The following is a 12354-nucleotide window of genomic DNA, read 5'->3' on the forward strand; positions in this document are numbered from 1 at the left end:
GCTATAAACCCATTTCTTCGAAAAATTCATTGATTTTTTCAGCATAGCTTTCTATATCGCTTTCGTTAATGATGATTCTGTCAGACTGTGAAATGACTTCTCCAATACCAAAGCCAAGTTCGGTTTTATCTCTTTTGTGGAAGCCTTCATAATCCTGGGAGTCATCTTCCCTGTTTCTGATTTTTAATCTTTCAAAGCGTAGCTTATCGTTTGCAAATATTGAAAGTATAAAGAAATCATCGAAGTTTTCCTTAAACATTTCAACTTCACGGGGGCTTCTTATTCCTTCAATTAAGATAAAACTGTTTTCATCTTCGTCTATTAGTTTTTTGATTTTTTTAATTGTCAACTCTGAAACAATATCGTCGCCGAATTCCTTTCTTAAATTGACGGCGGTTTCTTTTGTACTTTCTCCTCTTTTTTTAGCTTCTTCACGGATAATGTCACCCATGCTTATTATAATCGCACCTTTTTCACTTGCAATTTCAGAAACTAAAGCTTTTCCTGAGCCCGGTAGGCCTGATATTCCCATTATTTGCATTTACAATCCTCTTTTAATATGTTCTATTGACTCTTTAAGATTTTCATTATTATCAAATTCGTTTACCATTTCGACTAAAACATCTCTATTTTGTGTTTTCAAATCTTGTGCTATTTTTGTCATGAATGGAATTGCACGGACAATATTGTCCATTATTGAAACATCAGACATTTTTGAAGTTCTAGAAAGCGGATTCAAGTCGATTGTAAGTATGTTTTTTCCACTTTTTTTGAGTATTTCGGCACGATCTCCATCTTCAAGAGGAATCAATATAGTGTCTGCTGTGTAAATTCCGGTCTTGCTGGCGGATGCACGATTATTTGGAATATCATTCAGATATTCGATGTCATCATCCAGTGAACCTAAAATTTCCGGATATCCATGATCTTTGTATAATTTGGTAAGTAGTCTTACTCTTTCATCTGTTCTGTAAAATAGATTTATTTCTATTTTTGCATTAATAGCTTTCGCCAATTCAATTATTTCATCGATAGCCAAAGCTGTTGCATTTCCATTTACTGATATGACTGGATTATTTGATAAAAGTAATGCTGCAACGGCAACATACATTGCCCTTTTTGCAGGGTAAACTGTCTGTTCACCAATTATGTAATCAAAAGCCTCTCCTCTTCCATGCGCAATCATGGCGGTGTCTGCCAAATATCCTTTTTCAAAGGCTTTTGCTATTTTATCTCTTAGAAGTAAGGATTCGTAACGAGGGTGTGATTTTGGTATCATTTTCAATCTCCTATTTTAAATCAATATTCATTTGAGCTAAATATCCTAAAAATGTTGTAATTAGTAATGTTAATATTAACATTGATGTAAGGTGTAATGTGTAATCTACAAAAATTAAGTTTTGTTTATGTGGGTATATAAAAAAAGCATAATCTAGTATGAAATCAACTACAATGAAAATAACTCCTGCCAAAAATCCTTCCACAACTTCATTTGAATTGATATTTCTAATGTATAATATTCCAAAGAATCCTGTAACGATTATTATGATGATAGGAACTGAAATATTCATGTTAGGTAAGTTGTCTGAAAAAAGAGGGTTTACCAATGTTGATAGGATATAGGTTAATGCCCATATTAAAATTCCATAAATTATTGCTAGTTTTAATTTCATGTTCAAACCTTAATCTTTCTAATAATAAGTTTGTTTGAAAATCTTATAAATTTTTCTAAATATCGAAGTTTTTCAAAAAGAGTAAATTGAATAGTTAGGTAGCTTTTATTTTTGCTACCTAACAACTTGTTTTTACAAGCTTTTAGAGAAATGAATTTTAAAATTTGGCTGTTTAATCTATCTCTCAGCTACATTGTAGCCAAATTAATATATGTTTTTATACTATATAAGTTTATTTGTATTTTATAAAAATTCAATTTAACTTTATAAAAAAGTTATATATAATTTGATTAATAAAAATAAAACTGAATGACTGGATACGATGAACATGAAAATTATCTAAGAAAAGTTTTTTCAAACTCAATTTCCTCATCAAACCCATCTGAGGAAGCTAAAAAAGCTGCAAGAAAATTGTCACCTTCCTATTTTGAAGATTATAAACAGCAACTGCTGAGAAAATGGGACGGCAAAAAACTTGAAGACATTGAAAACTCAAAGGTTATATCAACATCATATGGGGATACCTTAAAAATCACCCAAAAGGAAAAGATAGACTTCAACCTTCAAGACAACTATTTTAAAGACCAGATCAATTCCAATCTAAAACTGCTTCCAAAAATCGGCCTTAAAACAGAACAGAATCTTAAGGACAAAGGATATGACACAATAGAATCCTTGAAAACTCATGACCGCTATGCAGACCGTGCAAATAAATTTTGCCAGCAGATTGAGGATTTGTCATATGGGGAAATAATAGAACTGTTGGACAATAACCGCTACAGCAAAAAATGCAGGGACAATATAATCAAGTCCATAAGTCTGACAGATAAGGAAAATTTCAAATTCATGGATATCGAAACTTTAGGCCTTTCAAATGTTCCAATAATTCTTATAGGCGTTGCAGAAATTAAAAAAGATAAAATAATTTCATCACAATATTTCTTAAGGCAAATCTATGAAGAACCTGCAGTCATTGAAGCTTACATGTCACATCTGGATGAAGACTCTGTTCATGTGACTTTCAACGGAAAAAGCTTTGATGTGCCTTATATACGAAACAGGTGTCTGTCAAACAGGATAAATGTTAATCTAAGACTGCCGCACCTGGATTTAATGTATTTTGCCAAAAATTTATGGGGTAACCAGCTGCCGAACTGTCAGCTTCAAACAATTGAAAGGGAACTTTTTGGAATCGAAAGGGAAGGTGATGTTCCGGGACAATTCATTCCTGGATATTATAGGGATTATCTTGACCATGAAAACATCGGCCCTATAGTTCCTATTATAGAACATAATCGTCAGGATATTGTATCATTAGCAAGTTTTCTAGAGAAAATGTATGAGGATGTAAATTAAAATGGGATTTTTAGACAGATTCAAAAGCAAAGAACCAAAAAAACAGAAAGCCGTCATGCCGGATGACAGTGAAATAGATGAAGAACAGTTAGCTTTAAAAGAAATAGCTATAAACAGTAAAGACAGAAATCAGCGTGCCATTGCCGCAGACAACATCACAGACCAGTATGTTGCACTTGATATTGCAAAAAATGTTAAGGACAGAGCCATCAGATTAATTGCAGCAAACAAGATAAAAGATGAAAAACTTCTTTGGGATGCTGCTGAAAACTCTAAATTTTATGACGTAAGAAGCTTTGCCTATGAAAGGCTAGGCGAAAACAACAAATCCATTTCTGAAATTGTTAAAAACACAAAGAAAAACAAGAACGTTGATGAAATATTTGAAAAGATAGTTGATGAGGAAACTCTCGAAGACATAGCAATTAATGCAATAGATAAAAATTACAGAAGACTGTCACTTGAAAAAATAGAAAGTCCTGAAATATTATACGATCTGGTTTTTAAGGCAGGGGATTCATCAATTAGAAAAAATGCCATAAACAAGGAATCATTTGTAAGTGAAGATATTCTTCAAAAGGTAGTTATGCAAGACAAGGATGAAGGAGTAAAGATAGCTGCCGTTAAAAAAATCAGAAATGAGGAAAACCTTGCAAAAATCGCAATAAACGAGGATAATGCAAAAATAAGGTCACTTATATTTTCAAAAATTGACAATGTAGGATTACTGAAAAATATTGCACTGGACTCTGAAAAATCTGACGTTCGTTTGGATATTGTAAACAAATTGGATGATGAAGAATTGCTGACTCAAATTGCTTTAAATGACACTGATAAAATTGTAAGAAGCGAAGCTGCCAAAAAAATCAGTGATGAGGAAGTTCTGCTAAAGATAATTAAAAATGATGATGACAGGTTTGTAAGACAAATTGCTGTTAAAAACATTACAAACCCTCAGGAATTGCTCAACATAGCATTGAATGACGATGACCAGTTTGTAAGAAATCATGCACTGTCAAATCCTGCGCTGAGTGATGAAAAGGATTTCAAATTCATTGCAATTAATACAACTCATGAGGAAGTTGCCGCCCAGGCAATGGAACACATTACGGATGAAAACAATTTCATTGACATACTGAAAAATGCCAAATTGAGTTCTGTTAGAAAATCCACATTGGATAACATTAACGATTTGGAAACCTTAATCAGAATAGTTTTAGCTAATGAAGATGAAGAATTTTCACTTAAGGCTCTAAATAAGATTAAAGTAGAAAAATGTTTAATTAAGATATATGGGCAGGGAATATCTGAAAATATTTCAGTAAGGGCAGTTTCATTAATTAAGGACCAAAAGGAACTGACAAAAATAGCTCAAAATGACGACTCATGGAGAGTTCGTGAAGCGGCATGTAAAAAAATAGTAAGTAAAAAAGTTTTAAAAGACATATCCATTTCAGACGATAATGAATATGTCAGAGCTGTGGCCAAAAAGAGAATGAAACTATAAATAGAATTCAGGATCTTTTCTTTCACTGTTTGCTTTTTCAAATTCTGGTTTTTTAGCTTCAAATGCATCTCCTGTAAACATTCTTGCATCTTCAGGGCAAATGTGAATACATGCAGTACATCTGGAACATAAATCCAAATCAGTATCTACAGGATCATCATCCGGAATGGCATTTTCAGGACAAATTGACACACAGTCATAACAGAATGCACAGGCCATATCGTCACAGCTTACGACAAATGGAAGCTGTTTATAATCGGTATAAGGTCTGTTTCCAGGAATTTCAGAGGTTAAGCTTTCGCCGGATTCTATTTTTTCGATACATTTTTGGGCAAATTCATTGATTTTTTCTATATCTGATGAATCAGGCCTTCCCTGAGCCACGCCGCTGAAAATTGAATGATGACTGACTGTAGAGGCAGCTGCAATTACATTGAAGTTATTTTCTTTAAGCAAATCAACTAATTCTAAAAGTGCATCACTAACATGTGCATTTCCATAGTTTACAACAGCTATTGCAGGTGTATTGTCTCCCTTGATTTTTTCAAGTCTTTTTCTGGCTGTTTTTGGAATTCTTCCGGCAAAAACAGGCATACCTACAATTGCAATGTCATCACTTGCAAACACTTTTTCAGAGTTGAAATTTAATAAGTCAAAAATCTCCTTTTTTTCATTAAAATTGTTTGAAATTTCTTCAACTACTTTTTTTGTAGTGGAAGATGGACTAAAATATATTTTTTCTACATTTGACATACTCTCACCTTGATTTAATAATTGTTTTCAAAGCATTTAAATTTTTACCTAATAACATAAATTTTTATTAATGGGGATAATTTAATATTAAATTAAAACAAAAAATTATTTGGTGATACGATGGAATTAATGAGAGAGCTATCTTTAGCACCAGGAGTTTCTGGTTCAGAAGAAGAAATAGCTAAAATTATTACACGTGAATTAGAAGATGTAGCTGATAAAATCGAAACTGACAGCATGGGAAACTTAATTGCTACCAAAAAAGGTGAAAAGAAAGCACCTACAGTAATGCTTGCTTCCCACATGGACGAAATAGGTCTCATGGTCAGATACATTGATGATAATGGATTTATTAACTTTTCAACAATCGGTGGAATTAATGATCAGATGTTAATGAATCAGACAGTAACAATTCATTCTTCTGTTGGGGAAGATGTTGTTGGTGTTATAGGTTCAAAACCACCTCATGTAACAACCCCTGAAGAAAGAAACAAGGTTGTTAAAGCTAAAGACATGTTCATTGATATTGGAGCAAAAGACAAGGAAGAAGCAGAAAAAATGGTCAGAGTCGGAGACAAAATGACCTTCAATGCTTTATTCGAAGAATATCCTAACAACAGAATCATGGGTAAGGCTTTAGACAATCGTGTTGGCTGTTATGTAATGATGGAAGTTCTAAAAAGAGTTGAAACCAGAGCAACTGTTTATGGTGTAGGTACTGTTCAGGAAGAAGTGGGTCTTAAAGGTGCAAAAACTTCCGCATTCAAATTAAACCCTGACCTTGCAATTGCACTTGATGTGACATTGTCCGGTGACCATCCTGGAATCAAACCTGATGAAGCGCCTGTTGTGATGGGTAAAGGTCCGGCTATTATCTTGGCAGATGCTAGCGGTAGAGGAATTCTAACACAGCAATCAGTTAAGGACATGCTTATTGAAGCCGGTGATGAAAACGATATTCCATACCAACTGGAAGTAAGTGACGGTGGAACAACCGACGGAACTGCAATTCACTTAACCCGTGAAGGAATCCCAACTGGTGTTTTATCTGTTCCTACTCGTTATATACATACTCCTGTAAGTGTATGTAGTATGGATGATATTGAATCAACCATTCAATTAATTACAGCAGCTATAAACAAATTATAGCTACTTTTTTTAATTTTTTTTTTAAAAATAATTTTTTAACAGGCTATTTAAACCTGTCGTCTGATTTTTGTGATTTGGCTTTCTGGTGTTTTGTTTCAAACCAACCGATTTTTAGCTTGTCAATGGTGTCTTCATACAATTGAGGAACATACGGTTTGATGTCTAAAAGTGGTGTTCCGTCTAAAATGTCCACATTTTCAATGTATACAATATTATCTTTAACGTCTGTGACTTTTACAACACTCATTCCAATTCTGTTTGGTCTTTTCGGGGATCTTGTTGCAAAAACACCGTGAGTGTTATTGTCCATGAATGGTTTTACTTCAAGCATATATCCATCAACTTTGTGGAGTAAATAAATTAGGTGGATATGGGAAAAACCGTCGAGGTCCTTAAGACCGTCAACAAATTTATCTTTAATTTCGATTGTTCCTTTAATTCCTTTTGCTCCTGTTGGCTGAATTGGCATTCCTTCAATTTCTTTGAATTCAGTATGGATTGTACCAATTGATTCTAATTCGATATTCATAATAATCATTTTCGTTTTTATAATATTAATATTGTTCTTATTTTTTGCAGGTTTTTTAAAAGTAAATGATTTTTTTTTTGACGGAAGATATTTTCTATAGGAACTCTTATTGAATTTCGATAGAATTTTAAATAGATACTTTAAATTTATTAAATATTATATTTTAGAATTATAAATCTATATTATTTTAAAAAATTAGTTTCAATATTTTTATTTATTAAATAAATTAATTATATTGATTTTATTTAAAATATTTTTTAAAATTATTGTCGATATGAAGTATTTTCAGTAATCGATTTAAAATTTATTTTTAGATGAAAAATCGAAACATTTATAAGTAATTCGATACAACATTACATTGTGAAATACATACTGATGTGAAAATCATACTTCAATATGTAATTCGAAATAAATTTTATAGGAGATAATAAAATGCAACTCAGTGCAAGAAATCAATTACAAGGAAAAATTACAAATGTCGAAAAAGGAACTGTTATGGCTAACATTAAAATTGAAGTAACTGAACCTAATACTATTACAGCTATTATTACTAAAGAGTCTGCTGAAAAATTAGGTTTAGCTGAAGGCGATGATGTAACCGCTGTTATTAAATCTACTGAAGTTATTATTGGTAAATAGATGGAGGGATCTTGGATGCAACTTAGTGCTAGAAATCAATTACAAGGTAAAATCACTGGTATTGAAAAAGGAACTGTTATGGCTAACATTAAAATTGAAGTAACTGAACCTAATACTATTACTGCAGTTATTACTAAAGAGTCTGCTGAAAAATTAGGTTTAGCTGAAGGCGATGACGTAACTGCTGTTATTAAATCTACTGAAGTAATTATAGGTAAATAATTACTTTCCTTTTTTTTCTTTAAACATATTTTTTGAATAAGGATTATCTCAATCCTTTTTCAGTATTTCATTATTTTTTAAAATTAGTTATTTTTTTTTTGGAAAAATTCAAAAATAAGTTAGGATTAGGATTTAATTCCTAAATTCCTAGTAAAATTAATGATTCTTAATATTTAACTTAAGATTAAAGTTTATCCTCCGGCAAGAATTGTTTTTGTGCCTTCTTCGGAAATTTCTTCTTTTTTAAATTCAACATCATATTTCACAGTTTCAATGACTTCTTTTAATGCGTCAAGGGTTTCTCCACGGTGAGCTCCAAGTACTGCAACTAAAAACAGCATGTCTCCTGTGTAAAATTCACCTATGTAGTGAACAACGGATATTTCATGAACGTTATATTTTATTTTTGCGTTTTCTACAATCTTTTCTATTTCGTTTTTGGTTTTTTCTTTGTCAGGTGTTGTTAATATTAACTTTTTCAAGTTCATATTTTCTTCTTTTCCACGAACTATTCCTTCAAAGGTAAAGATAGCTCCGGAATAATCGACTTTGTTTGATTTTTTCAACTCAGCGATTAAATCAGCTGTTGTAACTTTATCTTCTTTTGCTTCTATAACTCTTACAACCATAGTTTCATCTCCAATATAATTATAGGATATATTAATATAAATAACTATTGTTATATTTCACTAACTTCCTTAACTGATAAATTTTTGATTCTTCGAATACCGTTTATTTCTTCAATAACATCACATGTAGCTTTAGGAACAAGTTCCTGCCAATCTCCATCTTCAAGAATTCTTTTCCTGACTTCTGTACCGGACAGATGTAATCTGTCATAAAGCGGAGGTTGTCTGACTTCAAACCCTTCCTCTTCAAATAACTGTTTGACCAGAGGATTGCCTGAATAAACGATTGAAAATGGAGGAGTCATCATTTTGACATGGGACGGCCAGATTGCATTAAAATTAATGTCCTGCATCGGGATGATATAATATCTGCTGGGATCCACTCCGGCTTCGGCCAATGCCTGGCTCATCATGACAATTCTTTCACCAGCAGTAAACGGGTCTTTCTGCTCATGACTTAACTGTGCACTTCCAATTCCAATAATGATTTCATCGACTTCATCTAAAATCTTATTGATCACTTGCATGTGTCCATTATGAACTGGCTGCATTCTACCAATTAGTATTCCTCGAACTTTTTGCATTTTAATCACACATTAAGGATTTAATTCATCTAAACATTTAATTAATTTATCTGCAGTATTCTGTTTTTCACTTAGGCTGTTTGTAATTGATGTTTCAACCAAAATTGTATTGATTCCCTTGTTGGCTATGGGCTGGGTTACCTTTTCAGGACTTGTTCCTTCGGTAAAGTTAAAGTCAACAATGCCAATGTCTGCAGAAATCTTATCGATATATCTGTTTATTGCATCTGACCTGTTGGAAAGGCTAAACAGGAAGTTGGAATATTCGTATATCGGATCGATTTCATGAACATCAACAACAATAAACGGATTGTCCTTTTCAATATTTGGAACAACATACTTGTGGGCCAGGGATTCTCCGGCAGACCTTGTATCATCACGGGAAGTCAAATTGTCATTTGCCTTGATGTAATAGATAACATACTTCTTGGTGAGGTTTTTGTCACCGTTTTGTGAAGTAATGTTGTAAATGGTTTTATTGACTGCCTCATGAATTTCATGTTCTCTTGGATGGACGCCCAATATGATTCCTACGGTATCTTTTGACTGTGAATTTCCGGCTACAATCTTGTAAACAGCACCATCAGTATTATTTCCAATTTCAGTAATATTATAAACGCTATTTCGTTGATTTTCAGTTGCTATGAATATGAACGCCAAATTAACTAAAACAATTATGACCAAGATTAATAACACTATTTCATATTGTCTTTTTTTATTCATAAGTTTGAACCTTATTAATTTTATAATATACAAAACTTTTGTTTTTATTAATTAAAATACTTTTTTAATCAAAATAAAAGTTTATTAAAGACTTTTGATAAATTATTAAATGAAAAAATTATGGAGTTTTCGTAATGGATGATAAATATACAATAATCATTTTAGTGGTAATTGTTGCAATTATTGCAGTTGTAGGATATGCTTTTGCCACTGGAATGTTGAACGGAGACAATAACGGAAATATGCAAACCACTCCATTTAAAACTGACTTTATGGAAGGAAGTTTTGTTGGAAATGTAAGCTTAGAAAATGGAACTGAAAAATTCATGCATTCTTATGAGGATAAACAGCACAAAATCACATACAATATTTCAACTGTAGACAATTCAACTGCATTGATGGACATTTACTATCTTCAAGGAGTTGCAAACCCTGAAAAAAGATCATTCAACGGAGTCGATTGGAATATTTACTTTAACCAAGCAATTCAGGGAAACAACACTAATAATACAATGAATATTATTATTTGCCAACACCAAGGTGAAAAACAAGGATATCTGATTTATGCAATATTTGATGGAAAATCCGATGTGGATGCGTCTAATCAGATGTTTTCCCCAGCATATAAAGATTATATTGAGCCGTTGCTAAAGAGCATATCCCTAAAAGAAAGTAAGAATGTTCCAAAAATCTATGATGAATTCGGTCTTTCAGAAGATGAATTTGCTCAGCAAATGGAGTTAGTTCATCAGGTTAAAGCAGGAAATACTTCAGCTTTGCAGGGTTAAAATATGAAAATTACAGTTTTTCATGCAAATGAATGCGATAGAAAAAAATGCACTTCTATCAAAATGGAAAAGATGGGCAAATGCAGGTTAGTTTATGATATAAACCGAATACCTTCAGGAGCCATAGTTTTAAATCCATATGCAGAAAAAGCTGTATCCTATGAAGACTATAGATATGTTCATAGAAGAGGAATTGTGGGACTTGACTGCTCCTGGAATGAGGTGTCAAGTTCTAAAAAATTCTTTTCACTTTCAAAATATCACAGATCACTTCCTTTTTTAATAGCCACAAACCCTGTAAATTATGGAAAACCTTGCATATTGTCAACCGTCGAGGCTATTTCAGCAACACTATACATTACCCGCTTCAAGGATGAAGCACGTGATTTGATGAACGGTTTTAAATGGGGTCACACCTTTTTAGAGCTGAATCATGATCTGCTTGAAGCTTACAGTGAAGTTGATACTAGTGCTGAAGTTGTAAAAGTTCAAAATGAATTTTTAGAAGAGCACTGATTAAATTTTTAAAATTTTAATTTTTAAAATCATTGAATTAATTTTTTATTATTTTAATCAGGCCATATTCTGTTAATTTTACCTATTTTTACTAAACATTTAAATACTATTAAATTAAAATAATTAATTAATAGTTATGAAGAGCGAAAAATCGATTTTAATTCATAACAATTTTATTATTACTAAATTTTCATGATTATAGGAGGAGTTATTAATGGCAAGATTTGAAGTAGCAGAAAACAGAATGTTCAATGTAAAAATCTGCTTAAAATGTAATGCTCGTAACCCTGCTGGTGCAACTACTTGCAGAAAATGCGGTTACAAAGGTTTAAGATACAAAGCTAAAGAACCTAGAGCATAGATTCATTCTTTTTTATAATTTTCAAAAGCGAATTTTTTTTAGAGTTTATTTATAAACTCTTTTAAAAATTTGAATTTAATTTTAATTTACTCTTTTTTTTAACAATTAATTTAATATATCATTTTTAACAAATTTTATTTTATGAAAGACGTTGAGAAGTATATTCGCGATATATTAAAAACAAGAAAAATTCATTTTACATTAATTGATCCTGATGAACAGACACCAGAGGAAGCCTTAGAAATCGCTACTCAGGCTATTGAAGGTGGAACTGATGGAATTATGATTGGAGGTTCTACTGTCAACGGTGACGATGTTGATAATACCTGTAAAATATTGTCAGAAAACATTGCAGTTCCAATTATTATTTTCCCTGGAAATACAAGCAGTGTAAGTAAATATGCAGATGCTATTTTCTTCATGAGTTACATTAACTCCACTAATCAATACTGGATTAATGGTGCACAGTCCATTGCTGCACCTACTGTTAAAGCATCAGGCAGTGAGATTTTATCCATGGCATACATGGTTGCAGAACCTGGCGGAACCGTCGGGTGGGTTGGAGATGCAAAACTCGTACCTCGCAATAAACCGAAAATCCCTGCAGTATATGCTATGGCACATGAAATGTTCGGATTTAAATTCTTCTATCTTGAAGCAGGTTCCGGTGCAGATAAGCCTATACCTCCAGAAATGATTGCATACACTAAAAAAGCTACTGAAAACATGATAATTGTTGTTGGTGGTGGAATCCGTGATGCAAAAGCAGCTTACACAGCCGCAAAAGCAGGTGGTGACATCATAGTAACCGGTACTGTTGTGGAAGATACCGATGATGTTTTAGCTAAAATTCAAGAATTGACCGGAGCTATTAAAAAGGCTTCAATGGAGTAGTTATCAACTGCTCTCTCTAAATTTTTTTATA

The 12354-nt window shown here is 32.4% G+C and carries 17 protein-coding genes; 9 read left to right on the forward strand and 8 right to left on the reverse strand.

What is annotated here, in order from left to right; genetic code table 11:
* Nucleotide 1 precedes the first annotated feature (1 nt).
* The 3 genes from E7Z81_RS03795 to E7Z81_RS03805 are packed head-to-tail and all read right to left on the reverse strand — an operon-like array spanning nt 2 to nt 1673.
* Nucleotides 2–541: a nucleoside monophosphate kinase gene (locus E7Z81_RS03795; protein WP_292744462.1), complete on the reverse strand. Its 540-nt coding sequence runs from the start codon at nt 539–541 to the stop codon at nt 2–4.
* The gene (locus tag E7Z81_RS03800; RefSeq protein ID WP_292744464.1) at nt 542–1279 is read right to left on the reverse strand and encodes a phosphopantothenate/pantothenate synthetase; all 738 of its coding nucleotides are present in this window, start codon (nt 1277–1279) and stop codon (nt 542–544) included. It lies immediately after the preceding gene.
* A gap of 10 nt (nt 1280–1289) precedes the next feature.
* Nucleotides 1290–1673, reverse strand: coding sequence for a hypothetical protein (locus E7Z81_RS03805; protein WP_292744468.1), 384 nt, complete (start codon nt 1671–1673; stop codon nt 1290–1292).
* A 309-nt stretch (nt 1674–1982) separates the two neighbouring features.
* Here E7Z81_RS03805 and E7Z81_RS03810 point away from each other — a divergent pair, with 309 nt between their 5' ends.
* Both E7Z81_RS03810 and E7Z81_RS03815 read left to right on the forward strand, forming a co-directional pair.
* Nucleotides 1983–3029: a ribonuclease H-like domain-containing protein gene (locus E7Z81_RS03810; protein ID WP_292744471.1), complete on the forward strand. Its 1047-nt coding sequence runs from the start codon at nt 1983–1985 to the stop codon at nt 3027–3029.
* Nucleotide 3030: 1 nt separating this feature from the next.
* A complete protein-coding gene (locus E7Z81_RS03815) occupies nt 3031–4536 on the forward strand; it encodes a HEAT repeat domain-containing protein (protein WP_292744473.1) in 1506 nt (501 codons plus the stop codon).
* Here E7Z81_RS03815 and E7Z81_RS03820 read toward each other — a convergent pair.
* On the reverse strand, nt 4531–5289 hold the full coding sequence (locus E7Z81_RS03820; RefSeq protein WP_292744476.1) for a ferredoxin: 759 nt from the start codon (nt 5287–5289) through the stop codon (nt 4531–4533). The genes E7Z81_RS03815 and E7Z81_RS03820 overlap by 6 nt on opposite strands.
* Before the next feature lie 120 nt (nt 5290–5409).
* Between E7Z81_RS03820 and E7Z81_RS03825 the strand changes: the two genes are divergently transcribed.
* Nucleotides 5410–6438, forward strand: a complete 1029-nt coding sequence (locus E7Z81_RS03825) for a M42 family metallopeptidase (RefSeq protein ID WP_292744479.1) — start codon at nt 5410–5412, stop codon at nt 6436–6438.
* A 43-nt stretch (nt 6439–6481) separates the two neighbouring features.
* On the opposite strand, the gene tsaA is transcribed toward E7Z81_RS03825, so the two are convergent.
* Nucleotides 6482–6967 (reverse strand): tRNA (N6-threonylcarbamoyladenosine(37)-N6)-methyltransferase TrmO, encoded by a 486-nt coding sequence (gene tsaA, locus E7Z81_RS03830; protein ID WP_292744482.1) that lies wholly within the window; start codon nt 6965–6967, stop codon nt 6482–6484.
* A 432-nt stretch (nt 6968–7399) separates the two neighbouring features.
* Here tsaA and E7Z81_RS03835 point away from each other — a divergent pair, with 432 nt between their 5' ends.
* Complete coding sequence (locus E7Z81_RS03835; RefSeq protein WP_292744484.1) at nt 7400–7606, forward strand: molybdopterin-binding protein; 207 nt, start codon at nt 7400–7402, stop codon at nt 7604–7606.
* A 15-nt stretch (nt 7607–7621) separates the two neighbouring features.
* A complete protein-coding gene (locus tag E7Z81_RS03840; protein ID WP_292744487.1) occupies nt 7622–7828 on the forward strand; it encodes a molybdopterin-binding protein in 207 nt (68 codons plus the stop codon).
* A gap of 191 nt (nt 7829–8019) precedes the next feature.
* Here the strand turns inward: E7Z81_RS03840 and E7Z81_RS03845 are convergent, their stop codons facing one another.
* Genes E7Z81_RS03845 through E7Z81_RS03855 form a run of 3 tightly spaced genes read right to left on the reverse strand, consistent with a single transcriptional unit; the run spans nt 8020 to nt 9764 of the window.
* Nucleotides 8020–8457 carry a molybdenum cofactor biosynthesis protein MoaE gene (locus E7Z81_RS03845; protein WP_292744489.1) on the reverse strand — a complete coding sequence of 146 codons (438 nt, stop codon included), beginning with the start codon at nt 8455–8457 and terminating at the stop codon, nt 8020–8022.
* 50 nt (nt 8458–8507) lie between these two features.
* A complete protein-coding gene (locus E7Z81_RS03850; protein WP_292744492.1) occupies nt 8508–9041 on the reverse strand; it encodes a nicotinamide-nucleotide adenylyltransferase in 534 nt (177 codons plus the stop codon).
* 12 nt (nt 9042–9053) lie between these two features.
* Complete coding sequence (locus tag E7Z81_RS03855) at nt 9054–9764, reverse strand: hypothetical protein (protein ID WP_292744495.1); 711 nt, start codon at nt 9762–9764, stop codon at nt 9054–9056.
* A 134-nt stretch (nt 9765–9898) separates the two neighbouring features.
* Here E7Z81_RS03855 and E7Z81_RS03860 point away from each other — a divergent pair, with 134 nt between their 5' ends.
* The 4 genes from E7Z81_RS03860 to E7Z81_RS03875 all read left to right on the forward strand — a co-directional run bounded on the left by E7Z81_RS03860 (nt 9899) and on the right by E7Z81_RS03875 (nt 12323).
* A complete protein-coding gene (locus E7Z81_RS03860; protein ID WP_292744497.1) occupies nt 9899–10552 on the forward strand; it encodes a hypothetical protein in 654 nt (217 codons plus the stop codon).
* A gap of 3 nt (nt 10553–10555) precedes the next feature.
* Nucleotides 10556–11068, forward strand: a complete 513-nt coding sequence (locus tag E7Z81_RS03865) for a DUF367 family protein (protein WP_292744500.1) — start codon at nt 10556–10558, stop codon at nt 11066–11068.
* Between the two features lie 214 nt (nt 11069–11282).
* Nucleotides 11283–11429: a 50S ribosomal protein L40e gene (locus E7Z81_RS03870; RefSeq protein WP_292744504.1), complete on the forward strand. Its 147-nt coding sequence runs from the start codon at nt 11283–11285 to the stop codon at nt 11427–11429.
* Nucleotides 11430–11570: 141 nt separating this feature from the next.
* Nucleotides 11571–12323 (forward strand): geranylgeranylglyceryl/heptaprenylglyceryl phosphate synthase, encoded by a 753-nt coding sequence (locus E7Z81_RS03875; RefSeq protein ID WP_292744507.1) that lies wholly within the window; start codon nt 11571–11573, stop codon nt 12321–12323.
* The last annotated feature ends 31 nt before the right edge of the window (nt 12324–12354 follow it).

This window comes from Methanobrevibacter sp. (assembly GCF_015062935.1).
Lineage (GTDB): Archaea > Methanobacteriota > Methanobacteria > Methanobacteriales > Methanobacteriaceae > Methanocatella.